The sequence below is a fragment of the Stutzerimonas sp. R40042 genome (assembly GCF_026642215.1).
Lineage (GTDB): Bacteria > Pseudomonadota > Gammaproteobacteria > Pseudomonadales > Pseudomonadaceae > Stutzerimonas > Stutzerimonas frequens.
Genome location: NZ_CP113258.1, coordinates 469,738 through 492,801, shown reverse-complemented (window position 1 = coordinate 492,801; position 23,064 = coordinate 469,738). Strand labels below are relative to the sequence as shown.

General features: G+C 65.9%; 28 protein-coding genes. 19 read left to right on the top strand and 9 right to left on the bottom strand.

Annotation, left to right across the window (positions count from 1 at the left end):
• The first annotated feature begins 63 nt into the window (after positions 1–63).
• The 15 genes from coxB to OUY36_RS02080 all read left to right on the top strand — a co-directional run bounded on the left by coxB (position 64) and on the right by OUY36_RS02080 (position 12,511).
• Positions 64–1,023 carry a cytochrome c oxidase subunit II gene (coxB, locus tag OUY36_RS02150; protein WP_237730226.1) on the top strand — a complete coding sequence of 320 codons (960 nt, stop codon included), beginning with the start codon at positions 64–66 and terminating at the stop codon, positions 1,021–1,023.
• Positions 1,020–3,551, top strand: a complete 2,532-nt coding sequence (gene ctaD, locus OUY36_RS02145) for a cytochrome c oxidase subunit I (protein WP_267936555.1) — start codon at positions 1,020–1,022, stop codon at positions 3,549–3,551. The genes coxB and ctaD overlap by 4 nt, the downstream gene beginning before the upstream one ends.
• Positions 3,548–3,970: a hypothetical protein gene (locus OUY36_RS02140; protein ID WP_202634134.1), complete on the top strand. Its 423-nt coding sequence runs from the start codon at positions 3,548–3,550 to the stop codon at positions 3,968–3,970. Before ctaD ends, OUY36_RS02140 begins: the two co-directional genes overlap by 4 nt.
• Positions 3,970–4,602 (top strand): cytochrome c oxidase assembly protein, encoded by a 633-nt coding sequence (locus tag OUY36_RS02135; RefSeq protein WP_267936552.1) that lies wholly within the window; start codon positions 3,970–3,972, stop codon positions 4,600–4,602. The genes OUY36_RS02140 and OUY36_RS02135 overlap by 1 nt, the downstream gene beginning before the upstream one ends.
• On the top strand, positions 4,586–5,821 hold the full coding sequence (locus OUY36_RS02130; RefSeq protein WP_267936550.1) for a c-type cytochrome: 1,236 nt from the start codon (positions 4,586–4,588) through the stop codon (positions 5,819–5,821). The genes OUY36_RS02135 and OUY36_RS02130 overlap by 17 nt, the downstream gene beginning before the upstream one ends.
• An 82-nt stretch (positions 5,822–5,903) precedes the next feature.
• Positions 5,904–6,674, top strand: coding sequence for a bifunctional demethylmenaquinone methyltransferase/2-methoxy-6-polyprenyl-1,4-benzoquinol methylase UbiE (ubiE, locus tag OUY36_RS02125; protein ID WP_063541658.1), 771 nt, complete (start codon positions 5,904–5,906; stop codon positions 6,672–6,674).
• Positions 6,674–7,297, top strand: a complete 624-nt coding sequence (locus OUY36_RS02120; RefSeq protein WP_267936547.1) for a ubiquinone biosynthesis accessory factor UbiJ — start codon at positions 6,674–6,676, stop codon at positions 7,295–7,297. Before ubiE ends, OUY36_RS02120 begins: the two co-directional genes overlap by 1 nt.
• Positions 7,294–8,904, top strand: a complete 1,611-nt coding sequence (gene ubiB, locus OUY36_RS02115; protein ID WP_063541654.1) for a ubiquinone biosynthesis regulatory protein kinase UbiB — start codon at positions 7,294–7,296, stop codon at positions 8,902–8,904. Before OUY36_RS02120 ends, ubiB begins: the two co-directional genes overlap by 4 nt.
• Positions 8,905–8,954: 50 nt before the next feature.
• Complete coding sequence (hisI, locus tag OUY36_RS02110) at positions 8,955–9,350, top strand: phosphoribosyl-AMP cyclohydrolase (RefSeq protein ID WP_063541652.1); 396 nt, start codon at positions 8,955–8,957, stop codon at positions 9,348–9,350.
• A complete protein-coding gene (locus OUY36_RS02105; RefSeq protein ID WP_063541650.1) occupies positions 9,343–9,675 on the top strand; it encodes a phosphoribosyl-ATP diphosphatase in 333 nt (110 codons plus the stop codon). The genes hisI and OUY36_RS02105 overlap by 8 nt, the downstream gene beginning before the upstream one ends.
• A 20-nt stretch (positions 9,676–9,695) precedes the next feature.
• Positions 9,696–9,929, top strand: coding sequence for a twin-arginine translocase TatA/TatE family subunit (tatA, locus tag OUY36_RS02100; RefSeq protein ID WP_003303029.1), 234 nt, complete (start codon positions 9,696–9,698; stop codon positions 9,927–9,929).
• 70 nt (positions 9,930–9,999) lie between these two features.
• The gene (gene tatB / locus OUY36_RS02095) at positions 10,000–10,422 is read left to right on the top strand and encodes a Sec-independent protein translocase protein TatB (protein WP_230726220.1); all 423 of its coding nucleotides are present in this window, start codon (positions 10,000–10,002) and stop codon (positions 10,420–10,422) included.
• Positions 10,419–11,222, top strand: a complete 804-nt coding sequence (gene tatC, locus OUY36_RS02090) for a twin-arginine translocase subunit TatC (protein WP_267936544.1) — start codon at positions 10,419–10,421, stop codon at positions 11,220–11,222. The genes tatB and tatC overlap by 4 nt, the downstream gene beginning before the upstream one ends.
• Positions 11,219–11,926 carry a 16S rRNA (uracil(1498)-N(3))-methyltransferase gene (locus OUY36_RS02085; RefSeq protein ID WP_267936542.1) on the top strand — a complete coding sequence of 236 codons (708 nt, stop codon included), beginning with the start codon at positions 11,219–11,221 and terminating at the stop codon, positions 11,924–11,926. Before tatC ends, OUY36_RS02085 begins: the two co-directional genes overlap by 4 nt.
• A 165-nt stretch (positions 11,927–12,091) precedes the next feature.
• On the top strand, positions 12,092–12,511 hold the full coding sequence (locus tag OUY36_RS02080; protein ID WP_267936540.1) for a UPF0158 family protein: 420 nt from the start codon (positions 12,092–12,094) through the stop codon (positions 12,509–12,511).
• A gap of 3 nt (positions 12,512–12,514) precedes the next feature.
• Here the strand turns inward: OUY36_RS02080 and dtd are convergent, their stop codons facing one another.
• Together dtd and pip are read right to left on the bottom strand one after the other, a co-directional pair.
• Positions 12,515–12,952, bottom strand: a complete 438-nt coding sequence (gene dtd / locus OUY36_RS02075; RefSeq protein WP_102839433.1) for a D-aminoacyl-tRNA deacylase — start codon at positions 12,950–12,952, stop codon at positions 12,515–12,517.
• The gene (gene pip / locus OUY36_RS02070; protein ID WP_063541638.1) at positions 12,949–13,923 is read right to left on the bottom strand and encodes a prolyl aminopeptidase; all 975 of its coding nucleotides are present in this window, start codon (positions 13,921–13,923) and stop codon (positions 12,949–12,951) included. The genes dtd and pip overlap by 4 nt, the downstream gene beginning before the upstream one ends.
• A gap of 78 nt (positions 13,924–14,001) precedes the next feature.
• On the opposite strand from pip, the gene OUY36_RS02065 reads away from it, so the two are divergent.
• Positions 14,002–14,427, top strand: coding sequence for a hypothetical protein (locus tag OUY36_RS02065; protein ID WP_267936537.1), 426 nt, complete (start codon positions 14,002–14,004; stop codon positions 14,425–14,427).
• 21 nt (positions 14,428–14,448) lie between these two features.
• Here OUY36_RS02065 and OUY36_RS02060 read toward each other — a convergent pair whose 3' ends face one another.
• The 5 genes from OUY36_RS02060 to OUY36_RS02040 form a co-directional block, all read right to left on the bottom strand.
• On the bottom strand, positions 14,449–14,985 hold the full coding sequence (locus tag OUY36_RS02060) for a lipocalin family protein (RefSeq protein WP_267936535.1): 537 nt from the start codon (positions 14,983–14,985) through the stop codon (positions 14,449–14,451).
• Between the two features lie 27 nt (positions 14,986–15,012).
• Positions 15,013–15,267 carry an outer membrane protein assembly factor BamE domain-containing protein gene (gene bamE, locus OUY36_RS02055; protein ID WP_063541632.1) on the bottom strand — a complete coding sequence of 85 codons (255 nt, stop codon included), beginning with the start codon at positions 15,265–15,267 and terminating at the stop codon, positions 15,013–15,015.
• Between the two features lie 72 nt (positions 15,268–15,339).
• The gene (locus OUY36_RS02050) at positions 15,340–15,942 is read right to left on the bottom strand and encodes a DUF924 family protein (RefSeq protein ID WP_267936532.1); all 603 of its coding nucleotides are present in this window, start codon (positions 15,940–15,942) and stop codon (positions 15,340–15,342) included.
• A 3-nt stretch (positions 15,943–15,945) separates the two neighbouring features.
• Positions 15,946–16,956 (bottom strand): class 1 fructose-bisphosphatase, encoded by a 1,011-nt coding sequence (locus tag OUY36_RS02045; protein ID WP_063541628.1) that lies wholly within the window; start codon positions 16,954–16,956, stop codon positions 15,946–15,948.
• Positions 16,957–17,138: 182 nt separating this feature from the next.
• Positions 17,139–19,589 (bottom strand): glycogen/starch/alpha-glucan phosphorylase, encoded by a 2,451-nt coding sequence (locus OUY36_RS02040; RefSeq protein ID WP_208217292.1) that lies wholly within the window; start codon positions 19,587–19,589, stop codon positions 17,139–17,141.
• A gap of 204 nt (positions 19,590–19,793) precedes the next feature.
• Between OUY36_RS02040 and OUY36_RS02035 the strand changes: the two genes are divergently transcribed.
• Positions 19,794–20,195: a YkgJ family cysteine cluster protein gene (locus OUY36_RS02035; protein ID WP_020306829.1), complete on the top strand. Its 402-nt coding sequence runs from the start codon at positions 19,794–19,796 to the stop codon at positions 20,193–20,195.
• A 179-nt stretch (positions 20,196–20,374) separates the two neighbouring features.
• A complete protein-coding gene (locus OUY36_RS02030; protein ID WP_020306830.1) occupies positions 20,375–20,827 on the top strand; it encodes a thioesterase domain-containing protein in 453 nt (150 codons plus the stop codon).
• Positions 20,828–20,886: 59 nt separating this feature from the next.
• Here OUY36_RS02030 and cysQ read toward each other — a convergent pair whose 3' ends face one another.
• Both cysQ and nudE read right to left on the bottom strand, forming a co-directional pair.
• Positions 20,887–21,705 carry a 3'(2'),5'-bisphosphate nucleotidase CysQ gene (gene cysQ / locus OUY36_RS02025; RefSeq protein ID WP_267936528.1) on the bottom strand — a complete coding sequence of 273 codons (819 nt, stop codon included), beginning with the start codon at positions 21,703–21,705 and terminating at the stop codon, positions 20,887–20,889.
• Positions 21,702–22,268 (bottom strand): ADP compounds hydrolase NudE, encoded by a 567-nt coding sequence (gene nudE / locus OUY36_RS02020; RefSeq protein WP_110778352.1) that lies wholly within the window; start codon positions 22,266–22,268, stop codon positions 21,702–21,704. The genes cysQ and nudE overlap by 4 nt, the downstream gene beginning before the upstream one ends.
• A gap of 115 nt (positions 22,269–22,383) precedes the next feature.
• Here nudE and yrfG point away from each other — a divergent pair, with 115 nt between their 5' ends.
• On the top strand, positions 22,384–23,064 hold the full coding sequence (gene yrfG, locus OUY36_RS02015) for a GMP/IMP nucleotidase (RefSeq protein ID WP_200596290.1): 681 nt from the start codon (positions 22,384–22,386) through the stop codon (positions 23,062–23,064).

Sequence of the window (23,064 nt, the reverse complement as noted above, 5' to 3'; positions counted from 1 at the left end):
CGCGCACCCTTTCGGTCCTGGCGCAGGCCGTGGCTCCCGGGCACATGCCGAGGCGGCCCGATCATGGCCGCCCTCGGCCTGTGCAGCGCCTGCGGCGGTCCACAGTCGAGCCTGCGCCCCGCCGGGATCGAAGCTGCTCGCGTGGCCGAACTGTTCTGGTGGATGACCGGCATCGGCCTGCTGATCTGGGCCTTGGTGATCGGCCTCGCCCTATATGTCACCCGCCTGCGCCCGGCCGAGCACAACGTGCGGGCCTCGCGCTGGCTGATCATCGGCGGCGGTGCGGTCTTTCCCACCCTGGTGCTCGGCGCCTTGCTGACCTACAGCCTGTCGCTGATGTCCGAACTGCGCCCTGCCGGGGGCGAGCCCGCCGCACGCATCGAGGTCGCGGGCGAGCAGTGGTGGTGGCGGGTGCGCTACCTGACGGCGAACGGCGAGGCGGTCGAACTGGCCAACGAAATCCGCCTGCCGGTGGGCGAGCGGGCGCTTTTTCGCCTGAGCAGCCCGGACGTAATCCACTCGTTCTGGATTCCCGCGCTCGGCGGCAAGCTCGACATGATTCCGGGACGGGTCAACGAACTGATCCTCGAGCCGACCGAAACCGGCGTGTACCGCGGCGCCTGCGCCGAATACTGCGGCACCTCCCATGCACTGATGAACTTCCAGGTGGTGGTGATGGAGCCGCAGGCCTACGCCGCCTGGCTGGCCCACCAGGCGGCACCCGCGGCCCCGCCACGCAGCGCCGTCGCCGAGCGCGGCCAACGCGCCTTCCTGACCAACGGCTGCGGCGCCTGCCACGCGATTCGCGGCACGCCGGCCGATGGCCGAGTCGGGCCGGACCTCACCCATGTCGGCAGCCGCCTGGGTCTGGGCGCAGACGTGCTGCCCAACACGCCCGAGGCCTTCGTCCGCTGGATCGGTCACACCGACCGGGTGAAGCCGAACGTGAAGATGCCGGCCTTCGGCATGCTTCCTGAAGACGAACTGGCCGCGCTGGCCACCTACCTGAGCGAACTCGAATGACGGACAGCGCAACGGACTCACAGGACCCGGCCGACCTCGAGCTCCAGCGCGCCCAGGAAGAGCGCCTGCGCAAACCCTGGGCGGCGCCCAAGGGCTGGCGCTACTGGTCGGCGGTCAACAACACCGAGGTGGGCCTGTGGTACACCGCCACCGCCTTCATCTTCTTCCTCTTCGCCGGGGTGCTGGCGCTGTTGATCCGCACCCAGCTGGCGGTGCCGGACAACGATTTCCTCTCGGCCGACACCTACAACCAGGTCTTCACCCTGCACGGCTCGGTGATGATGTTCCTGTTCGGCGTGCCGATCTTCGAGGCCTTCTCGATCCTGGTCCTGCCGCAGATGCTCGGCGCGCGCGATTTGCCCTTCCCGCGCCTGTCGGCCTACGGTTTCTGGTGCTACGTGATCGGCGGCACCTTCGTCTGCGGTTCGATTTTCTTTGGCGTGGCGCCACAGGGCGGCTGGTTCATGTATCCGCCGCTGACCACCACCCACACAGAGGGCATCAGTGCCGACATCTGGCTGCTCGGACTGTCGTTCATCGAGATTGCCTCGCTGGCCGCGGCGGTCGAGCTGATCGTCGGCGTACTCAAGACCCGCCCGCCGGGCATGCGCATCAACCTGATTCCGCTGTACGCCTGGTACATCCTGGTGGTGGCGGTGATGATCCTGTTCGCCTTCCCGCCGCTTATCGCCGGCGACCTGCTGTTCGAGATGGAGCGGGCCTTCGACTGGCCGTTCTTCGACCCGGAGCGTGGTGGGGATCCGCTGCTCTGGCAGCACCTGTTCTGGATCTTCGGCCACCCCGAGGTCTACATCATTTTCCTACCGGCCATCGCCCTGGTGGCGATGATTGTCCCGACCGCCGCGCAGCGACCCATCGTCGGCTACGGCTGGATCGTGCTGGCGGCGGTGGGCACCGGCTTCATCAGCTTCGGCCTGTGGGTGCATCACATGTTCACCACCGGCCTGCCGGGCATCTCGCTGGCGTTCTTCTCCGCCGCGTCCGAGGCGGTGGCGATTCCAACCGGCGTGCAGATCTTCTGCTTCCTGGCCACCGCGCTGGCCGGGCGTTTCGTCAAGTCGACGCCGATGCTGTTCGTCGCCGGCGCCCTGGCGATCTTCGTGCTCGGAGGGCTGACCGGGGTAATGGTGGCCATCGCCCCCTTCGACTTCCAGGCCCACGACACCTACTTCATCGTCGCCCACCTGCACTACGTGCTGATCGGCGGCATGCTGTTCCCGGTCGCCGCCGGCCTGTACTACTTCTACCCGCTCACCTGCGGCAAACAGATGTCGGAGAAGAGCGGCCGGTGGGCGTTCTGGCTGATGTTCATCGGTTTCAACGTGGCCTTCCTGCCGATGCACTTCACCGGTCTGCTGGGGATGCCCAGGCGGGTCTTCACCTACCCGGCCGGCATGGGCCTCGACGTGCTCAACCTGATCTCCACGGTCGGCGCCTACGTGTTCGCCGCCGGCGTGCTGATCCTGCTGTTCGAGGTGGTGCGGCCAAAGAAGCGGGTGCCCTACTCGGCGCGCAACCCCTGGAACGCCGGCACTCTGGAGTGGCTGGCGAAGATGCCCGGCGAGTCCTGGGGCGTGCGCTCGATCCCCATCATCCGGGGACGCTATCCGCTCTGGGACCAGCCTGGCCTGATGGCCGACGTCGATGCCGGACGCTTCTATCTGGCCGACGCCGAGGAGGGCAAGCGCGAGACCCTGATCACCAGCACCATCGATGGCAAGCCGCTGCAATGCCTGCGCGTGCCGGGCCCCACCTTTCGCACGATCTGGGCGGCGATCTTCACCGGCGGCGCGTTCATCTTCGCCACCTATCACATGTACAAGACGGCGATCGTCTGTGCGGTGCTCGCCGGCGCCGCCATCCTGGCCTGGCTGTGGACCGGCACGGCGCTGATTCCCGAAAAGCCAAAGAAGGACGTCGGCCTCGGGCTGACCCTGCCGCTCTACGCCTCCGGCCCTAAGTCGGTGGGCTGGTGGGCGATGTTCATCACCATGGTCGGCGACATGAGCGCCTTCGCCAGCCTGGTGTTCGGCTATTTCTTCTTCTGGACCATCCATGCCGACTTTCCGCCGGAGCCGTCGATCGGTCCCGGCGTGGTCTGGCCGGTGACAGCGGCCCTTCTCTGCCTGGCCTCCTGGGGCCTGACCCTCCTGGCGCGCCGCAACAACCGCCTCGACCGGCAGCTCGGTTTCTACCTGCCGCTGGGTCTGGCGGCCCTGCTCACCGTCGCCACAGGTGCCGCACTCTTCGCCGGCCCGTATGTCACCGGGCTGGACCCGACCAGCCATGTCTACCCGGCCACCGTCTGGGTGCTGGTGCTGTGGTCGCTGCTGCACCTGGGCGTCGCACTGATCATGCAGCTGTACTGCATCGCCCGCCGCCTGGCCGGACGCATGACCGCCGAGCATGACATCGACATGCAGAACGTCACCCTCTACTGGCACTTCATGGCGATCACCGTAACCGTGACGGTGGCGGTGATCGCCGGATTCCCGAGGATCGCATGAGCACAGGCAACGACGATCAGCCGGATGAAGAACTCGAGGCGCCGCCGGCGCGCTGGGGCAGCCTGTGGCTGCTGACCTTCGGCCCGGGCCTGTGGGCGGTGCACTTTTTGCTGTCCTACGTCACCGTCGCCGTGTGGTGCGCCAAGGTGGGCCGCGCCGGCGCGCTGGGCGATGCGCGTCTGCTGGTCGGCCTCTATACCCTGCTGGCGCTGCTTGGCATCGCCCTGACCGCCTGGCGCGGCTATCGCCAGCACCGCCTCGGCAACGGCGACCCCGACGCCAGCGCGCCGCACGACTACGACACCCCCGCCGATCGCCACCGCTTCCTCGGCTATTCGACGCTGCTGCTCTGCGGCCTGAGCTTCGTCGCGACGCTGTACGTGGCGCTGACGGTGGTCTTCATCGGGAACTGCCGCTGATGCGCCGCCTCGCCCTGGTTCTCGGCCTGCTGACGCTGGCGGCGGCCTGGCTCGGGCCGCTGCCGGCACTGGCCGAACACACCTTCGCCGCACACATGGGCATGCATGTGCTGGTGGTGGCGGTCGCCGCCCCACTGCTGGCGCTCGGTGTCGCCGGCGGCCCGCTGGACCCGGCGCGCCGCCGGCCGGCCCTGTTCGCCCCGGCACTGGCCTCGCTGGTCGAAATGCTGGTGGTCTGGGCCTGGCACGCGCCGGCCCTGCACCATGCCGCGCGCCACAGCACGGCGCTGCTGGTGCTGGAGCAGGGCAGCTATCTCGCCGTCGGTCTGCTGCTCTGGCTGTCCGCCTTCGGCGGCACCCGGCAGCAGCGGCGCGAACGGGCCCCGGCGGGCATCGCCGGCCTTCTACTGACCTCGATGCACATGACCCTGCTCGGCGTGCTGCTGGCCCTGGCCGGCCGTCCGCTGTACCTGCACGCCGGACCACCCGCCTTCGACCTGTCGCCGCTTCAGGACCAGCACCTGGGCGGGGTGATCATGCTGGTGTTCGGCGGCATCAGCTATCTGCTCGGAGGCCTGCTCCTGCTGGCGGGCCTGCTGCGAAAGGAGTCCGATCTTGCTTCAGCGCGCTAGACACGCCTTCGGCCTGCTCCTCGCGCCCCTGCGCCGGGCGCTGCACTACGCCACCTGCGGTTCCCGGCGGCGCGGCCTGGCCGGCCTGGCACTGCTCGCCGCGCTGGGTGCCGGTGGCGGTTTCCTCTATGCCTGGTCGGGATTGGTGTCGATCGCCGCCAGTTCCGGGCACTGGCCGGTGACCGCCTGGTTCCTGCACTTCTCCATGCGCAGCGCCGTGCGCACCCAGTCGCTGGGGATCAAGGTACCGCCGCTGGACGATGCGAAGCTGATCCTCAAGGGCGCCGGCCATTTCGAGAACGGCTGCTCGCCCTGCCATGGCGCACCGGGACAGCCGCGCGCGTTGATTGCCCGGCAGATGGTGCCCGAGCCCCCGGAACTGGCGCCGAGAATGTCCAGATGGGAACCGGAGGAGCTGTTCTGGATCGTCAGGAACGGTATCAAGTTCTCCGCCATGCCGGCCTGGCCGGCACCGGGGCGCGAGGACGAAGTATGGGCGGTGGTAGCCTTCCTCAGGCAACTGCCGAAACTCGATGCCGAAGGCTACCGCGAACTGGCCTACGGCCCCGGCGCCCTGGCCATCGACGGCGGCCCGCCCGACCATCTGCGCCCGCTTTCCGAACCACTGGGCCCGGTACTGGCCAACTGCGTCCGCTGTCACGGGAAAGACGGCAACGGCCGTGGCGAGGGCGCCTTTCCCAGGCTGGCCGGACAGAACGAGGCCTACCTGCTGGCCAGCCTGCGCGCCTATGCCGCAGGAGAGCGCCATAGCGGAATCATGCAGCCGATCGCCGCCGGCCTCGACGAGGACAGCATGCGCCGGCTGGCCAGCCATTACGCGGCCCTGCCCGGATCCGGCAGCCGGGCCCCGGTCGAGAAGTCAGAGGTTCTGCGGCGCGGCCAGGCCACGGCCATGCAGGGCCATTACGAGCAGGGAACTCCCTCCTGCGCCGACTGCCACGGCCCCGACAGGACCGAGCGCAACCCGCTCTACCCCGAGATAGCCGGGCAGTACTCCGACTATCTGGCCCTGCAGCTCGAGCTGTTCAAATCGGGTACCCGTGGCGGCACCGCCTATGCCCACATCATGCATAGCGCGGCCAGGCGCTTGACCGCCGAGCAGATCCTCGAGGTCGCCGATTTCTATGCCTCCCTGAAGCCGCAGGCGGACGCCGACGAGGCAACGACGTCCGCGGGCAACCCGCCGCAAGCGCGGTAGGGTCTGTTGCGCGACCCGGATGCAGCCGGCGCGGCCTTTTGGGTTTAGAATGCCCGGCACCGTTTTTCCGCCGGACAGAGCCATGACCGACCCTCGCAAAGCGCATGACGCAGAACCGACCACCCATTTCGGCTACAAGAACGTGCCGGAAAGCCAGAAGGCGCAGAAGGTGGCCGAGGTGTTCCACTCCGTGGCCGCCAAGTACGACCTGATGAACGACCTGATGTCGGGCGGCGTGCATCGCCTGTGGAAGCGCTTCACCATCGAGCTGTCCGGCGCCCGCCACGGCAATCGCATCCTCGACATCGCCGGTGGCACCGGTGACCTGACCCGCCAGTTCTCGCGCATCGTCGGCCCCACCGGCGAAGTGGTGCTGGCCGATATCAATGCCTCGATGCTCAAGGTCGGCCGCGACAAGCTGCTGGACAAGGGTGTGGCCGGCAATGTCAGGTTCGTCCAGGCCGATGCCGAGAAGCTGCCCTTCCCGGATAACTATTTCGACGTGGTCACCATTGCCTTCGGCCTGCGCAACGTCACCCACAAGGAAGACGCCATCGCCTCGATGCTGCGCGTGCTGAAGCCGGGCGGCCGCCTGCTGGTACTGGAATTCTCCAAGCCGACCAACCAGCTGTTTTCCAAGGCCTACGACGCCTACTCGTTCAGCCTGCTGCCGATGATGGGCAAGCTGATCACCAACGACGCCGACAGCTATCGCTACCTGGCCGAGTCGATCCGCATGCACCCGGATCAGGAAACGCTCAAAGGCATGATGGAGACCGCCGGTTTCGAGCGCGTCAGCTATCACAACATGACCGGCGGCATCGTCGCCCTGCACCGCGGCATCAAACCCTGATGTTGCGCGCTGCCCTGCTGGCTGGTGCCGAGCGTGGCGTCAATCGCGTCCTGCGCCTGGACCCCACGGCATTGCCACGACTGGCACGCCTGAGCGGCCGGATCATCGAGATCGACTGCACGGCGCCGGCCTGGCGGCTGTTCATCCTTGCCGACGACGAAGGCCTGCGCCTGGCCAGCAACTGGGGCGCGGATGCCGATTGTCGCCTGCGCGCGCCTGCGAGCAGCCTGCTACGCCTGGCCGTCAGCCGCAACAAGACCGCCGTGCTGCATGGTCCCGAGGTCGAGATCGACGGCGACAGCGGCCTGCTGATGAACCTCGCCGAAGTGCTGCAGGATCTGGAACTGGACTGGGAATATGAAATTTCCCGCTGGCTCGGCCCGGTCGGCGCACAGCTGCTCGGCTCCAGCCTGCGCAGCCCGGTGAACTGGGTACGCGACAGCGCCGACTCGCTGCGTCAGGACCTTGCCGACTACCTCAGCGAGGAATCGCGGGTGCTGGTCGGCCAGGCCGAAGCCCAGGCGCGTTTCGACGAGCTGGATGACATGAAACTTGCCCTCGACCGACTCGAAGCGCGCATCGAGCGCCTCGCCCTCAACCTGAATCCAGATCGCCCCGAATGAAGCTGTTCGCCGCCGCCCGCCGCCTGTTTCGTATCCTGCTGGTGGTGATCCGCTACCGCCTCGATGACATCATTCTCGACCTGCCGATGCCCTGGTGGCTGCGCGCCACCAGCTACCTACTGCCCTGGCGCTGGATTCCGCGACGCCACAGCGAGCTGTCGCGCGGTGCGCGTCTGCGCCTGGCACTGGAGGGCCTGGGGCCGATCTTCATCAAGTTCGGGCAGATCCTCTCCACCCGCCGCGACCTGCTGCCGCCGGATATCGCTGAAGAGCTGGCGATGCTGCAGGACCGCGTGCCACCCTTCGATTCAGCCGTCGCCACGGCACTCATCGAGCGCCAGCTGGGTGCGCCGGTAGGGGAAATCTTCGCCCGTTTCGACAGCAAGCCGCTGGCCTCCGCGTCGGTGGCGCAGGTGCATGCGGCCAAGCTGCGCACCGGCGAGGAAGTGGTGGTCAAGGTGGTGCGGCCGAATCTGCGGCCGATCATCAGCCAGGATCTGGCCTGGCTGTTCATGCTGGCCAATAGCGCCGAGCGCATCTCCATCGACGCTCGTCGCCTGCACCTGGTGGAAGTGGTCGACGACTACGCCAAGACCATCTACGACGAGCTCGACCTGCTGCGCGAAGCGGCCAACGCCAGCCAGCTCAAGCGCAACTTCGAGGGCTCGGCGCTGCTGTACGTGCCGCAGGTGTACTGGGACTACTGCCGCCCGCAGGTGCTGGTGATGGAACGCATCTACGGCGTGCCGGTGACCGACATGGCCGGGCTGGCGCGGCAGAACACCGACATGCGCCAGCTGGCCGAGCGCGGCGTGGAGATCTTCTTCACCCAGGTGTTCCGCGACAGCTTCTTCCACGCCGACATGCACCCCGGCAACATCTTCGTCAGCACCCACCAGCCCTGGAGTCCGCAGTACATCGCGGTGGACTTCGGCATCGTCGGCAGCCTGACGCCCGAGGACCAGGACTACCTGGCGCGCAACCTCATGGCCTTCTTCAAGCGCGACTACCGCAAGGTGGCGCAGCTGCACATCGACTCGGGCTGGGTGCCGGCCGAGACCAAGGTCAACGAATTCGAGGCGGCGATCCGCACCGTCTGCGAGCCGATCTTCGAGAAGCCGCTGAAGGACATCTCCTTCGGCCAGCTGCTGGTGCGCCTGTTCCAGGTGGCACGGCGCTTCAACATGGAGGTGCAGCCACAGCTGGTATTGCTGCAGAAGACCCTGCTCAACATCGAAGGCCTCGGCCGCGAGCTTTACCCGGATCTCGATCTCTGGAGCACTGGCCAGCCGTATCTCGAGCGCTGGATGCGCGAGCGCATGAGCCCCAAGCAGCTGATCAAGAACGTGCACGCGCAGATCGAACAGTTGCCGCACCTGGCCAACATGACCCGCGAGCTGCTCGAGCGCATGGCGCACCCGCATGCGAACAACCCACCGCCGCCCTGGCGCGAGCGTCATCGAGGCTGGCCGCTGCGGCTGATCGGTGCGGTATTGCTCGGCAGCGGCGCGACTCTGGCAGCCAGCGCCGACAGCCTGACCGCCTTAACCGCCTGGCCGGCGTGGGTGATGCTGGTGGCCGGCATCTTCATCGTGGTGCGCCGATAGCCATCGCCGGTGCAGGCTGGCACACTTGGTCGCAATGAGCGGAGAAATCGATGAACTGGCTGGATGAGATCAACTGGAACGCCGATGGCCTTGTCCCGGCGATAGCCCAGGACTACAGGACCGGCCGCGTGCTGATGATGGCCTGGATGAATCGCGAGGCGCTGCAGCTGACGGCGCAGGAGAACCGAGCCATCTACTGGTCACGCTCGCGCGGCAAACTGTGGCGCAAAGGCGAGGAGTCCGGGCACGTGCAGCAGCTGCACGAGCTGCGCCTAGACTGTGACGCCGACGTGATCATCCTGATGGTCGAGCAGATCGGCGGCATCGCCTGTCACACCGGGCGCGAAAGCTGCTTCTACCGCGTGTTCGAAAACGGCGCCTGGAAGGTCGTCGAGCCGGTTCTCAAGGACCCGCACGCCATCTACGCGGAGCACAAGCATGAGTGACACCCTCACCCGCCTGGCCGAAGTGCTGGAGGCTCGCAAGGGCGCGGCGCCGGACAGTTCGTACGTGGCCAGCCTGTACCACAAGGGCCTGAACAAGATTCTCGAGAAGGTTGGTGAGGAGTCGGTGGAAACCATCCTCGCCGCCAAGGACGCCGCCGCCAGTGGCGACAGCAGCGACCTGATCTACGAAACCGCCGACCTCTGGTTCCACAGCATGGTCATGCTCGCCGCCCTCGGCCAGCATCCCCAGGCCGTTCTGGATGAGCTGGACCGGCGCTTCGGTCTCTCCGGGCACGCGGAAAAAGCCGCGCGTCCGCAAACCTGATTCACATCGGAGATATCACCATGGGTTTTGGCGGCATCAGCGTCTGGCAACTACTGATCATCCTGCTCATCGTCATCATGCTGTTCGGCACCAAGCGCCTCAAGGGCCTGGGCTCCGATCTCGGTGATGCGATCAAGGGCTTCCGCAAGTCCATGGGCACCGACGAGGAGAAGCCCGGCGTCGAGGACAAGCAGAACCAGACCATTGACGCACAGGCGCGCAAGGTCGAAGAACCGACCAAGAAAGACCAGTGATACGTTCCATGCGGCCGAGCGGCGACCTTCGCTGCCCGGCCGCTCTCCCTATTGATGTGAGCACGTCCTGATGTTCGATATCGGTTTCACCGAACTGCTGCTGGTCGGCCTGGTGGCGCTGCTGGTGCTCGGCCCGGAACGCCTGCCCGGTGCGGTGCGCACCACCGGCCTGTGGGTCGGTCGGCTGAAGCGCAGCTTCAGCAACATCAAGGCCGAGGTGGAGCGCGAGATCGGTGCCGACGAGATCCGCCGGCAGCTGCACAACGAGCGCATCCTCGACCTGGAGCGGGAGATGAAGCAGAGCATCATGCCGCCGTCGCCCTCCAGCAGTCCGACCGTCACAACCCCGCCGACGTCCGCAGACGGCGCCGGCCAGGCCGCGAGCACAGCAAGCAGTAGTTCCAGCGATACGCTGACGCCCGCTGCGAACCCACCCGCCCCTGGCACCGAGACCGCTCAGCCCCTTCGCTCCGACAGACCATCCGAACCATGAGCAAGTCTTCCATCGACGACCAGGAAATGCCGCTGGTCGCGCACCTGACCGAGCTGCGCAAGCGCCTGCTGCGTTGCGTGGTCGCCATCGCCCTGCTCTTCGCCGGGCTGTTCTACTTCTCGCAACAGATCTACGCGCTGGTCGCCGCGCCGCTGCGGGCCTACCTGCCCGAAGGCGCGACGATGATCGCCACTGGCGTCGCCTCGCCGTTCCTGACGCCGTTCAAGCTGACGCTGATGGTCGCGCTGTTCCTCTCGATGCCGATCATCCTGCATCAGATCTGGGGTTTCATCGCCCCCGGTCTGTACAAGCACGAGAAGCGCATCGCCGTGCCGCTGCTGGTGTCGAGCATCTTCCTGTTCTACGCCGGCATGGCCTTCGCCTATTTCGTCGTGTTCCCGATCATGTTCGGCTTCTTCGCCAGCGTGACGCCCGAGGGCGTGTCGATGATGACCGACATCGGCCAGTACCTGGACTTCGTCCTCACCCTGTTCTTCGCCTTCGGCGTGGCCTTCGAGATTCCGGTGGCGACCTTCCTGCTCATCTGGGTCGGCATCGTCGATGTGGAAACCCTGCGCAAGAGCCGCCCGTATGTGATCGTCGGCTGCTTCGCCATTGGCATGGTGCTGACGCCACCGGATGTGTTTTCGCAGACCCTGCTGGCCGTGCCCATGTGGCTGCTGTTCGAAGCCGGCGTGATTTGCGGCAGCATGGTCAAGAAGCGTGAGGAGCCCTTCCGCGGCGACGCCGAGGACGACGAAGCGGAAGCCAGCGACCAGCCGCCCGCGCCGCGCCCGTGAACCTGTTGCTGCTCGAACCGGCCGACTTCATCGCCGGTGACCGGGTCCTGCTGCGCGACCGCCGCCTGACCCACATGCGCGAGGTACATCGTGCCGAGGCTGGCGAGCACCTGAAGGTTGGCCTGGTTGGCGGCAATATCGGCAGCGGCCAGTTGCTGCGCCTGGACGCCACCGAGGCCGAGCTGCAGGTGAGCTTCGATCAACCACCACCGGCCAAGCTGCCGGTGACCCTGCTGCTGGCGCTGCCACGACCCAAGATGCTGCGCCGGGTGCTGCAGACCGTCGCCGCCATGGGTGTACCAAAACTGGTCCTGCTCAACAGCTACCGTGTGGAAAAGAGCTTCTGGCAGACGCCCTTCCTCGAACCGTCCGCCATTCGCGAGCAGTTGATCCTCGGCCTCGAACAGGCGCGCGATACCGTGCCGCCCGAGGTCGTCATCGAAAAGCGCTTCAAGCCTTTCGTCGAAGACCGCCTGCCGCAGCTGGCGGCAGGCACCTGCGGCCTGGTCGGCCACCCTGGTGATTTCCCGCCCTGCCCTCGCGCGCTCAGCGAGCCAGTCACCCTGGCGATCGGTCCGGAAGGCGGCTGGATTCCGTATGAGGTGGACAAGCTCGCCGCCGCCGGCCTGCAGCCGGTGCAGCTGGGTGATCGCATCCTGCGTGTGGAGACGGCGGTCACCGCATTGCTGGCACGGCTGTTCTGACCCAGGGATCGTTTCGATCGAAAGCGACCGGTGCCAGCTGCACGCCGATGAACGTAACGCACCCACCCGGTACGAGGGAGTCAGAGATTGGGACTGCTCACGCCTCGGCGCGCCTGCGCCGCGGCCTCGACATTCCAACGAATCCCTAAAAGAGCCGTTCTTGCCATGCGACCACTGACCATCGACATGCACCGTCTGGAATATGCTCTGGACGGACGCGACATCGCCGAGTACTACCTGGATCTGGAAAGCGGCGAAATCCGCGCGATCTTTCCCGGTGATCCTCCTCCCGGGGCCATGGAGAAGTATGACGTCAAGGAGGACCGCTACCTGCACATCGAACCGCTGGACCTCGCGCAATCGATCACCATGCGTGAGGCCTTCCTGTTCACCCAGCACGATCCCATCGCCCATGCGGTGCTCAGCAATGCGCTCAAGGGGCGCAAGCCGCTACGCACCTTCGATTTCAAGCTGGAGGACTTCCCCGAGGTCAGGGAGGCCTGGCTGCGCTACCAGACCGTACAGCTACGCGAATACGCTATTACTTGGTTGCGCGACAACGATCTGGAACCGATGCGCCACTGAAACTCAGCTTTCGAGGAGAAAGGTCACCGGGCCGTCGTTGACCAGATGTACCTGCATCTCCGCGCCGAAGCGCCCACAGGCAACCAGGGGATGCTGGTCGCGCGCCTGCGCCAGCAGATAGTCGTACAGCGCCTCGCCTTGCGCAGGTGGCGCCGCGCTGGAAAAACTCGGGCGCAGGCCGCTGCGGGTGTCGGCGGCCAAGGTGAACTGCGAAACCAGCAGCAGGCCGCCGCCGATGTCCTTCAGCGACCGGTTCATCTTGCCCTGCTCGTCGCTGAACACCCGGTAGTTGAGCAGCTTGTGCAGCAGCTTGTCGGCGCGCGCCTGATCGTCTTCGCGCTCGACACCGACCAGCACCAGCAAACCCTGATCGATGGCACCGACTACCTCGCCAGCCACCTCGACCCGCGCCTGGCGAACCCGCTGGATCAGCCCCTTCATTCGGCATCCGCCGGCGGCAGGTCGAGCAGGCGGTGGGCGATCTCACCGGTGGCACGGACCAGCGCATCGGTGATACCGACTTCCGCCGCCGAGTGCCCGGCATCGCGGATGATCTGCAGCTCGCTGTTGGGCCAGGCCTGGTGCAGTGCCCAGGCGTTGTCCAGCGGGCAGATCGCATCGTAGCGGCCATGCACGATGATGCCCGGCAGGTGGGCGATCTTCGGCATGTCGCGTAGCAGCTGATCGGGTTCGAGGAAGGCGTGGTTGACGAAGTAATGGCACTCGATGCGCGCCATCGACAGCGCCCGGTGCGGATCGGCGAAGCGCTCGACGACGTTGGAGTTGGGTCGCAGCGTCGCTGTGCGGCCCTCCCAGCACGACCAGGACTTGGCCGCGTGCATCTGGGCGATCTGATCGCTGCCGGTAAGGCGACGATAGAAGGCTGACATCAGATCATCGCGCTCCTCGGGCGGAATCGGCGCGAGGAAATCCTGCCAGTAATCGGGGAACAACCGGCTGGCGCCTTCCTGATAGAACCAGGACAGGTCCTCGGGCCGGCAGAGGAAGATGCCGCGCAGGATCAGCGCGTGCACGTGTTCGGGGAAGGCCTGGGCATAGGCCAGCGACAGCGTCGAGCCCCAGGAGCCACCGAACAGCACCCACTTGTCGATACCCAGATGCTCGCGGATGCGCTGAATGTCGGCGATCAGGTGTGCGGTGGTGTTGTTCTCCAGGCTGGCATGCGGTGTCGAGCGACCACAACCGCGTTGGTCGAAGGTGATGATGCGGTACAGGGTCGGATCGAAGAAGCGCCGGCTGATGGCATCGCAGCCACCGCCAGGGCCGCCATGGACGAACAGCACCGGCAGGCCGTCCGGCGATCCACTCTCGTCGACATAGAGCACATGCGGTTCTTCCACCGCCAGCTCGTGCCGGGCGTAGGGTTTGATCTCCGGATACAAGGGCTGCATGGCACACTCCTGATCTGCGGCGGGCCGGCCGGCCCGCATGACGTTTGCGGCATCATAGCGAGGTTCGGGGAGTTGAGCATGTCAGCATGGAAAATAGCGGCGCTGGCGGTACTGCTGGCACTTGTCGGCTGCGGACGGGACGATCCGCAGGCGGCGCTGCAGCGCGCGGCAGAACAGCTGCAGACGAGCCTGGAGAGCAAGCAGACCGGGGAGCTGATGGCGCTGCTGCACGCCGATTTCCAGGCCCAGCGGCAGTACGATCAGGAATGGGCGCTGCGCACGGCGACGCTGATGTTCCTGCGCCACCGCAACGTCCGGGTGATCGTCCTGAGCCAGCGCAGCTGGATCGATGCGACTTACCCGGACCGCGGCTATACCGAAGCGCAGGTTGCGCTGACCGGCGCCGAGGCGCTGTTGCCGCAGCAGGCCGGGCACTATCAGGTCAGGCTGGAATGGCGACAGGAGAACGGCAACTGGCAGCTGGCGCGCCTGAAATGGCAGTGAGCGGCGCCGAGCGCTGAACGCTCATCGGCGCCAGATCAGCCCGGAGGTGTCGTAGCCCCTGCGTTCGGCCTCGCTGAGCAGGCGCTCCCGCGTAGCCTGGTCGACCTCGGCGTCGCGCGCCAGCAGCCAGAGGTACTTGCGGTCGGGGCTGCCGACCAGCGCGGTGTTGTAGCCCTCGTCGAGGTAGAGCACCCAGTAGTGTCCCTTGGTCAGATCGGGGAACAGCCGGCTGAACCAGTTATCGAAGCGCACCCATAGTCGATCGGTACGCCCGGCCTCCTGCGGTACCGCCTCACCCTTGGCTTCCTGCCATTCGCCATCTTCCGTCTCGCAGCGATTGGTCACCGCGACATGGCCGTCGTCCTTCAATTGGTAGTGCGCTTCGGAGCGCAGGCAGTCACGCTGAAAGTACATCGGCAAACGTGCCAGCTCGTACCAGGTGCCCTGGTAGCGCTCGAGATTCACCTCGCCCACGGTTTCCGGCGGCCGTTCGCGCCCGCCTCCCACACAGCCACTCAACAGCATCATCAAGCACAGCAGGGCGACACTTGCACGCATCGGATCTCTCCAGGGTTGCATCAGTGGTTATTGCAGCCCCTTGCCGGAAAACATCATCACCTTGTCGCCGGCGAACTGGACGCTGATGAAGCGGTTCTTCTCACCCCAGGTACAACTGGACATGCCCAGCGCGCCGGCGCATTCCGAAGGCTTGCCGAGCAGCTTCTCCACCTCCACCCGCTCCATGCCGGGCTTGAGCTTGGCGAAGTTCTCCTGGGTGATCGGGCTGCAGGCGGCCAGCAGAGCCGTGCAGACAATCAGCAATGGGGTACGCAATGACATATCGAGCTCCTTGCTTCTTTTTAAGTTCAGCATTGCCGAGCGATGTTTCTGCAGCGCTACGACGGCGGCACGCTAGAACGACGAACCCGGCTGCTGCAGGAATGATCGTTCGGCGTCGCTGCTGTCACGTCCGAGAATGGCGTTGCGATGCGGGAAACGGCCGAAGCGGGAAATGACGTCCCGATGGCGTTCGGCATAGTCGAGAAAGCCGGCGAACAGCACCTGCTCGTGTTCGGCAGCGATGTCGCGCAGGGCCGTGAAGTGCGCCACCGCCAGATCCTGCACCGCCAGGTTCTCCGCGTGTTCCAGCACGAGATAGATGAATACCCGCTGGATCGGCGAGAGCAGCATGTCGCCGCCATGGGCCAGACCATCGCGGACCAGCTGCTGTGCGCGCTCATCGCCGGCGAAGGCCCGCGGGGTGTCGCGGTGGATCATGCGTGGCAGCTGGTCGAGCAGCAGTACCAAGGCCAGCCAGCCTTCGGGCAATTCGGCCCAGTCCTGCAGCTCTCCGTTCAACGCCTGTTCGACCAGTGCGCCGAAGCGTTCGCAGGCCTCGGCATCCTGCTCTGGACGGTAACCGAACCAGAGGCGCTGCTTCTCAGCCGCGATCTCGCTTGCGCTGGTGCCCTGGCCGAACCACCAGTGGAGCAACTCCTGCCAGGACGCCTGCACCGGTCAGCCCTGGTGATAGCCGGTGACGCGCTCGACTTCTTCCTTCGAGCCGAGGAACACCGGCACGCGCTGGTGCAGGGAATCCGGCTGGATCTCGAGGATGCGCTGGGAACCGGTGGTGGCGGCACCGCCGGCCTGTTCGATGATCATCGACATCGGGTTGGCCTCGTACATCAGGCGCAACTTGCCAGCCTTGTCCGGCTCGCGGGCGTCGCGCGGGTACATGAAGATGCCGCCGCGGGTGAGGATACGGTGCACGTCGGCGACCATCGAGGCGATCCAGCGCATGTTGTAGTTCTTGCCCAGCGGGCCTTCCTTGCCGGCTAGCAGCTCGCTGACGTAGCGCTTGACCGGTTCTTCCCAATGGCGCTGGTTGGACATGTTGATGGCGAACTCGGCGGTGCTCTGCGGCACGCTGAGGTTCTCATGGGTGAGCACGAAGCTGCCCAGCTCGCGGTCGAGGGTAAAGCCCATGACGCCATGGCCGAGGGTCAGTACCAGCATGGTCTGCGGGCCGTAGATGGCATAACCGGCGGCGACCTGTTTGGTGCCCGGCTGCAGGAAGGCTTCCTCGCCGAGAGCGTCGTTCTGGCTGAAGCAGGCATCCGGGCAGCGCAGCACGGAGAATATGGTGCCGACCGAGACGTTCACGTCGATGTTGCTGGAGCCGTCCAGCGGGTCGAAGACCAGCAGATAGGCGCCCTTCGGGTACTTGCCGGGAATCTGGTAGGCGTTGTCCATTTCCTCGGACGCCATGCCGGCCAGGTGGCCGCCCCACTCGTTGGCTTCCAGCAGGATTTCGTTGGAGAGCACGTCGAGCTTCTTCTGCACTTCGCCCTGCACGTTCTCGCTACCGGCACTGCCCAGCACGCCGCCCAGCGCGCCCTTGGAGACCTGGTGGCTGATCGCCTTGCACGCACGCGCCACGACCTCGATGAGAAAGCGCAGATCCGCCGGGGTGTTGTTGCTGCGAGTCTGCTCGATGAGGAAGCGACTGAGGGTTACGCGTGACATGGAAATGGCTCCGGAGGAAGGATAAACCCGCGCAGTTTAGCAGGCCGTAGGAAAACTAACTCCCCTCAGACCGGTTCGCCCCCCGCAGAGTTCAGCGCAGCGGCGAGCAGATTGCCAGCACGAGCGCAGCGCCCCACAGGTTCCGGCTGCCCGCCAGCGACAAAGCGCCGGCGGGCCTGCCGCTACATCACTTTCCATATCTCCCGGGCGTACTCGCGGATGGTGCGATCGGACGAGAACCAGCCCGTACGCGCGGTATTGAGCACCGAGGAACGCCACCAGCGGGCCGGGTCGCGCCAGCGCTCCTCGACCTCCAGCTGGGCCTGCCAGTAGGCCTCGAAATCGGCGCAGACCATGAAGGTATCGTGCCAGCTGATACCATCAACAAGGCCGGTATAGCGCCCGGCGTCACCCGGCGAGAAGGCACCGCCGCGAATGGCCGAAAGCACCTCGGCCAGCCGCGGCGAAGCGGCGATGATGGCCTCGGCGTTATATTCGTTGGCCTGCTTGCGCACGTTCACTTCCTGCGCGGTGAGCCCGAAGATGAACATGTGCTCCAGGCCGATCTGCTCGCTCATCTCCACGTTGGCGCCGTCGAGGGTGCCGATGGTCAGCGCACCATTGAGGGCAAACTTCATGTTGCTGGTGCCGGAAGCCTCGAGCCCGGCGGTGGAAATCTGCTCGGACAGGTCCGCCGCGGGAATGATGTCCTCGGCCAGGCTGACGTTGTAATTGGGCAGGAACACCACCTTGAGCAGCCCACGCACGGTCGGGTCGGCGTTGATGGTGTTGGCGATGTCGTTGGTCAGCTTGATGATCAGCTTGGCCTGGTGATAGCTGGCGGCCGCCTTGCCGGCGAAGATCTTCACCCGCGGCACCCAGTTGCCGCCCGGATCGGAGCGAATGGCCTGGTACAGCGCCACGGTGTGCAGCAGGTTGAGCAGCTGGCGCTTGTACTCGTGGATGCGTTTGACATGCACGTCGAACAGCGCGTTCGGATCGACACTGATGCCCAGCCGCTCCTGGATAACATTGGCCAGATGCCGCTTGTTGGCCAGCCGCTGTTCGGCAAAGCGCTGGCGGAAGCCGGCCTGGTCGGCATAGGGCTCGAGTTCACGCAGGCGCGTTTCCGGCGCATCGAGCACCTCCTCGCCCAGGTGCTCGACCAGCAGCCGGGTCAGCTGCGGATTGGCCTGGTACAGCCAGCGGCGGAAGGTGATGCCATTGGTCTTGCTGTTGATCCGCTGCGGGTAGAGCCGATGCAGGTCGGTGAACACGGTCTTGCGCATCAGCTGCGTATGCAGACCGGACACGCCGTTGGTGCTGTGCGAACCGAGGAAGGCCAGGTTGCCCATGCGCACCCGCCGACCGTGCTCCTCCTCGATCAGCGACACCGAGCGCAGCAGCTCGGCGTCGTGGATGCCGCGCTCGCGCAGGTTGTCCAGGTGGTAGGCATTGATCAGGTAGATGATCTGCATGTGCCGTGGCAGCAGGCGTTCCATCAGCCCCACCGGCCAGGTCTCCAGCGCCTCGGGCAGCAGGGTGTGGTTGGTGTAGGACAGGGTGGCGGTAGTCAGCCGCCAGGCATGCCGCCATTCGTAGCTGTGTACGTCGACAAGCAGCCGCATCAGCTCGGCCACGGCAATCGCCGGATGGGTGTCGTTGAGCTGGATCGATGTGTAGTCGGGCAGGCTGTCCAGCGAGCCGCGCTGCTTGAGATGGCGGCGCAGCAGATCCTGCAGCGAGGCGGCAACGAAGAAGTACTCCTGGCGCAGACGCAGCTCCTGACCGGCCTCGGTGCTGTCGGCCGGATAGAGCACCCGCGAGATGCTCTCGGCGCGGGCCTCTTCCGCCGCGGCGCCGATGTGGTCACCAGCATTGAAGCGCGCCAGGTGGAAGTCCGCTTCCGGCCGCGCGCGCCACAGGCGCAGCGTATTCACCCCGGCACCGCGCCAGCCGACGATGGGCGTGTCGTAGGCGATCGCCCGCACACCCTCGGCCCAGTGCCAGAAATGCTGGACCTCGCCCTGCTCGTTGGTGGTCGCCGTGACGCTGCCGCCGAAGCCGATCAGGTACTTGACCTCTGAGCGCTCGAACTCCCAGGGGTTGCCGAAATCCAGCCAGGTCTCGGTTTGCTCGTGCTGCCAGCCGTCGACGATCGCCTGGCGAAACAGGCCGTGGTCATAGCGAATGCCATAGCCATGGGAGACCACCCCGAGGGTCGCCATGCTCTCCATGAAACAGGCTGCGAGCCGCCCCAGGCCGCCGTTGCCGAGCGCCGCGTCAGGCTCCAGCAGGCGGATGCGATCGATGTCCACATCCAGCCCGGCCAGCGCCTCGCGCGCCACCTCGAACAGGCCCAAGTTGCTCAGGCTGTCGACCAGCAGACGACCGATCAGGAACTCCAGCGAAAGGTAGTAGACCCGCTTCTGCCCGCCGGTATAGGCCTCGCGCGTGCAGTCCATCCAGCGATCAATGGTGCTGTCGCGGGTGGCAAGGGCGACCGCATGGAACCAGTCATAGTCGGAAGCGTTCTCCGGATCCTTGCCCACCGAGTAGGTGAGCTTGCGCAAAACCCGCTCGCGAAAAGCGGCGACTTCTTCGGCGGTGACAGTGGCTGATTCCTGCGTCATGGACAGACCTCGGTTAGCGAAGACACACAAGAGGGACTCACGGCAGCCGCGCCCGTTCACCTCTGATTCGGCGTTTCCGAAAAGGGTTACAGGTTTCCTTTACATCTGCGCTACCGCCTGTCCGGTGGCCAGCGCCGGAAGGCACTGGTAATTAACGCGCGAGCCGTTATGATCCGCGCGCCCAACCGCACCGAAAGACCTCCCGTGAAGACAAGACTGATCGCCTCCGCCGACCCGGAACGCCTGGAAACCTGGGTGCGCTACAGCGCCGGCCTGTGCCGCGACTGCCATGCGACCTGCTGCACCCTGCCGGTGGAGGTGCGCATCGATGACCTGATCCGCCTGGAGCTGGTGGACGCCTTCGAGCGCGACGAGCCGGCGAAGAACATCGCCAAGCGCCTGAGCAAGGCCGGCATCGTCGAGCACTTCAATCACAAGCACGAGATCTTCACGCTGACGCGCCTGACCAATGGCGACTGCCTCTATCTGGACCGCAAGACGCGTCTGTGCACGGTCTATGCCAAGCGTCCGGATACCTGCCGCAACCACCCGCGCATCGGGCCGCGCCCCGGTTACTGCGCCTATCGCAGCAAGACCAACGGCTAGCGGCGCACCAGCGAACGTCACTGCCAACCGCCACGGCACCGGCCCGGGGCACGCAGGGCCGGGCGCACAGCGGATCTGGCGGCCCTGGACTAATGCCTGAACGGACTGGCCAAAGCGTGACTCAGGAGTCATGCTTGGCGTCTGTCTGTATCTTCGCAACGTTTAGGAATCTACCCGGCATGAGCCGCGATAGCCGCTACCTGGAAGCCATCCTCCATCACGACATTCCGCTGACCCGCTCGCTGGGGCTGCGTGTCGAGCGCTGGGAAAACCACGAGCTGCGCCTGCAGGTGCCGCTGCAGCCGAATATCAATCACAAGAGCAGCATGTTCGGCGGCAGTCTCTACTGCGCTGCCGTGCTGGCGGGCTGGGGCTGGCTGCATCTGCGCCTGCGCGAAGCCGGTATCGAGGACGGGCACATCGTCATCCACGAAGGCAAGATCGAATATCCCCTGCCGGTGGTCGACGACGCCATGGCCATCTGCTCGGCCCCGAGTCCCGAGGCCTGGGAGCGTTTCGAGGCGATCTATCGTCGGCGCGGGCGCTCGCGCCTGGAACTGCACAGCCGCATCCTCGCCGCCGACGGTCGCGATGCCGTGCGCTTCACCGGGCAGTTCGTACTGCACAAGTGATCGGCTGCGCCAGGGCGGCGCAGCATATACCCTGTCGATCGCGCGCCCGGCTCGCACGATCAGTCGCGGCCGGCCAGCTCGAACAGCATCTCGCGCCAATCGACGCCGACCGGCAGTGCCAGGAACGACGGATTCAGATAGCTTTCCCGCGCCTCGTAGCGCAACGGCGCACCTCCCACCTCCAGCACTTCGCCACCGGCGCCTTCCAGCACGCCCTGTGCCGCTGCGGTGTCCCATTGCGAGGTTGGCGCCAGCCTTGGATAGCAATCGGCTGAGCCTTCGGCGAGCAGGCAGAACTTCAGCGAGCTGCCGACATTGGCCAACGCCAGCTCCCCGAAGCGCTCGCGCATGCTGTTCAGCAGCTGCTCCTGCGCCGGGCTGCTGTGCCGCCGACTGGCGACGACGGTGAAGGCCCCCGTGGGGTGCTGGCGCACGCGCAAGGGCTGCGCCGCGCCATCGGGCTCACTGCGCCAGGCGCCGAAATCCTTGCCGCCGTAGTAGCAGCGCCCGGATGCCGGAATGCCGACCACGCCGAAGCGCACCTCGCCCTGTTCGATCAGCGCCACATTGACGGTGAATTCCGCGCTGCCGGCGATGAACTCCTTGGTGCCGTCCAGCGGGTCGACCAACCACCAGCGCGTCCAGCCGGCACGCTCGGCCAGCGGCACCTCGCAGTCCTCCTCGGAGAGCACCGGGATGCTGCCGTCGAGCGCCTTGAGACCATTGAGCAACACATGATGTGCCGCCATGTCCGCCGCCGTCACCGGTGACTGGTCGGCCTTGGCCTGTACCTCCAGCTCGCTGCGCCAGTGCGGCAGGATCGCCTCACCGGCCTGGCGCACCAGATCGATCACCGCCGAAAGATAAGGATGACTCATTGGCCGAACTCCCCGCGCTGGGTCAGCAGATCACGCGCCAGATAGAGCGCCGCCAGTGCGCGGCCTTCGCTGAACTGTGGATGCTGTACCAGGCTGGACAGCTCGTGCAGGCTGACCTTGTCGAGCCGCATCGGCTCGGGTTCGTCGCCTGGCAGCCGTTCTGGATAGAGATCGCGGGCCAGCACGACCTGGATCTTCTGGCTCATGTAGCCGGGTGACAGCGACAGTTCGGTGAGCAGCTCCAGGCGCCGGGCGCCGAAGCCGGCCTCCTCCTTCAACTCGCGGTTGGCCGCCTCCAGCACGTCCTCGCCCGGCTCGATCAGCCCCTTGGGCAGCGACAGCTCGTAGCTGTCGGTCCCGCCGCAATACTCTTCGACCAGCAGCGCGTTCTCGGCGTCGGCCAGCGCCACGATCATCACCGCGCCATAGCCGCTGCCCTTTCCGACCAGGCGCTCGTAAGTACGCTCCACGCCGTTGGAAAAGCGCAATTGCAATTCCTCGACGCGGAACAGGCGGCTGCTGGCAACGATTTCACGAGCTAGCACGGTGGGTTTCTGGCGCATGGGAAACTCCTGGAAACGCGAGCGGCTATCATAACCCGTGTTCCCGCGCTGGCCGCGAATGCTTTGCGACCAGCTGAACGCCCTGTTCGTCCCCTTCGCCGACCCGAGCCCGCCCATGACCGCCACCCTGCCCTGGCCCGACATCGACACCGTCCTGCTCGACATGGACGGCACTCTGCTGGATCTTCACTTCGACAATCACTTCTGGCTCGAGCTCTTGCCGCAACGCTACGCCGACCTGCACGGCATCAGCCGCGCCATGGCCGAGCTGGAGCTGGCGCCGCTGTTCAACGAACACGTCGGCAAGCTCACCTGGTATTGCCTGGACTACTGGTCGCGCGAGCTGAATCTGCCGATCCGCGAGATGAAACGCGAGATCGCCGAGCTGATCGCCCTCCGGCCCAGCGCCGACGAGTTTCTCGCCGCGCTGCGCCAGGCCGGCAAGCGCGTGGTGCTGATCACCAACGCCCACCGCGACTCGTTGTCGCTGAAGCTGGAAAAAATCGAACTGGCGCCCTGGTTCGACCGCCTGATCAGCTCCCACGACTATGGCTACCCGAAAGAGGAAGCGCAGTTCTGGTATGCGCTGCGCCAGGATCTGGAGTTCGACCCGTCACGTGCCCTGTTCATCGACGATAGCCTGCCGATCTTGCGCAGTGCCCGGCGTTTCGGCATCGCCCATCTGCTCGCGGTGCGCGAGCCGGACAGTCGCCGCGCGCCGAAGGATACCGAGGAGTTCGCCGCCGTCGAGGATTATCGCGACCTGGCAAGCAGCCTGACCGGCCCGCTGGCGTGA

What these genes read in the sequence shown, in the direction of transcription:
- coxB (WP_237730226.1), top strand. Translation starts at nt 64, where the DNA reads ATGGCCGCCCTCGGCCTGTGCAGCGCCTGCGGCGGTCCACAGTCGAGC.
- ctaD (WP_267936555.1), top strand. Translation starts at nt 1,020, where the DNA reads ATGACGGACAGCGCAACGGACTCACAGGACCCGGCCGACCTCGAGCTC.
- OUY36_RS02140 (WP_202634134.1), top strand. Translation starts at nt 3,548, where the DNA reads ATGAGCACAGGCAACGACGATCAGCCGGATGAAGAACTCGAGGCGCCG.
- OUY36_RS02135 (WP_267936552.1), top strand. Translation starts at nt 3,970, where the DNA reads ATGCGCCGCCTCGCCCTGGTTCTCGGCCTGCTGACGCTGGCGGCGGCC.
- ubiE (WP_063541658.1), top strand. Translation starts at nt 5,904, where the DNA reads ATGACCGACCCTCGCAAAGCGCATGACGCAGAACCGACCACCCATTTC.
- OUY36_RS02120 (WP_267936547.1), top strand. Translation starts at nt 6,674, where the DNA reads ATGTTGCGCGCTGCCCTGCTGGCTGGTGCCGAGCGTGGCGTCAATCGC.
- ubiB (WP_063541654.1), top strand. Translation starts at nt 7,294, where the DNA reads ATGAAGCTGTTCGCCGCCGCCCGCCGCCTGTTTCGTATCCTGCTGGTG.
- hisI (WP_063541652.1), top strand. Translation starts at nt 8,955, where the DNA reads ATGAACTGGCTGGATGAGATCAACTGGAACGCCGATGGCCTTGTCCCG.
- OUY36_RS02105 (WP_063541650.1), top strand. Translation starts at nt 9,343, where the DNA reads ATGAGTGACACCCTCACCCGCCTGGCCGAAGTGCTGGAGGCTCGCAAG.
- tatA (WP_003303029.1), top strand. Translation starts at nt 9,696, where the DNA reads ATGGGTTTTGGCGGCATCAGCGTCTGGCAACTACTGATCATCCTGCTC.
- tatB (WP_230726220.1), top strand. Translation starts at nt 10,000, where the DNA reads ATGTTCGATATCGGTTTCACCGAACTGCTGCTGGTCGGCCTGGTGGCG.
- tatC (WP_267936544.1), top strand. Translation starts at nt 10,419, where the DNA reads ATGAGCAAGTCTTCCATCGACGACCAGGAAATGCCGCTGGTCGCGCAC.
- OUY36_RS02080 (WP_267936540.1), top strand. Translation starts at nt 12,092, where the DNA reads ATGCGACCACTGACCATCGACATGCACCGTCTGGAATATGCTCTGGAC.
- dtd (WP_102839433.1), bottom strand. Translation starts at nt 12,952, where the DNA reads ATGAAGGGGCTGATCCAGCGGGTTCGCCAGGCGCGGGTCGAGGTGGCT.
- pip (WP_063541638.1), bottom strand. Translation starts at nt 13,923, where the DNA reads ATGCAGCCCTTGTATCCGGAGATCAAACCCTACGCCCGGCACGAGCTG.
- OUY36_RS02065 (WP_267936537.1), top strand. Translation starts at nt 14,002, where the DNA reads ATGTCAGCATGGAAAATAGCGGCGCTGGCGGTACTGCTGGCACTTGTC.
- OUY36_RS02060 (WP_267936535.1), bottom strand. Translation starts at nt 14,985, where the DNA reads ATGCGTGCAAGTGTCGCCCTGCTGTGCTTGATGATGCTGTTGAGTGGC.
- bamE (WP_063541632.1), bottom strand. Translation starts at nt 15,267, where the DNA reads ATGTCATTGCGTACCCCATTGCTGATTGTCTGCACGGCTCTGCTGGCC.
- OUY36_RS02045 (WP_063541628.1), bottom strand. Translation starts at nt 16,956, where the DNA reads ATGTCACGCGTAACCCTCAGTCGCTTCCTCATCGAGCAGACTCGCAGC.
- OUY36_RS02040 (WP_208217292.1), bottom strand. Translation starts at nt 19,589, where the DNA reads ATGACGCAGGAATCAGCCACTGTCACCGCCGAAGAAGTCGCCGCTTTT.
- OUY36_RS02030 (WP_020306830.1), top strand. Translation starts at nt 20,375, where the DNA reads ATGAGCCGCGATAGCCGCTACCTGGAAGCCATCCTCCATCACGACATT.
- cysQ (WP_267936528.1), bottom strand. Translation starts at nt 21,705, where the DNA reads ATGAGTCATCCTTATCTTTCGGCGGTGATCGATCTGGTGCGCCAGGCC.
- nudE (WP_110778352.1), bottom strand. Translation starts at nt 22,268, where the DNA reads ATGCGCCAGAAACCCACCGTGCTAGCTCGTGAAATCGTTGCCAGCAGC.
- yrfG (WP_200596290.1), top strand. Translation starts at nt 22,384, where the DNA reads ATGACCGCCACCCTGCCCTGGCCCGACATCGACACCGTCCTGCTCGAC.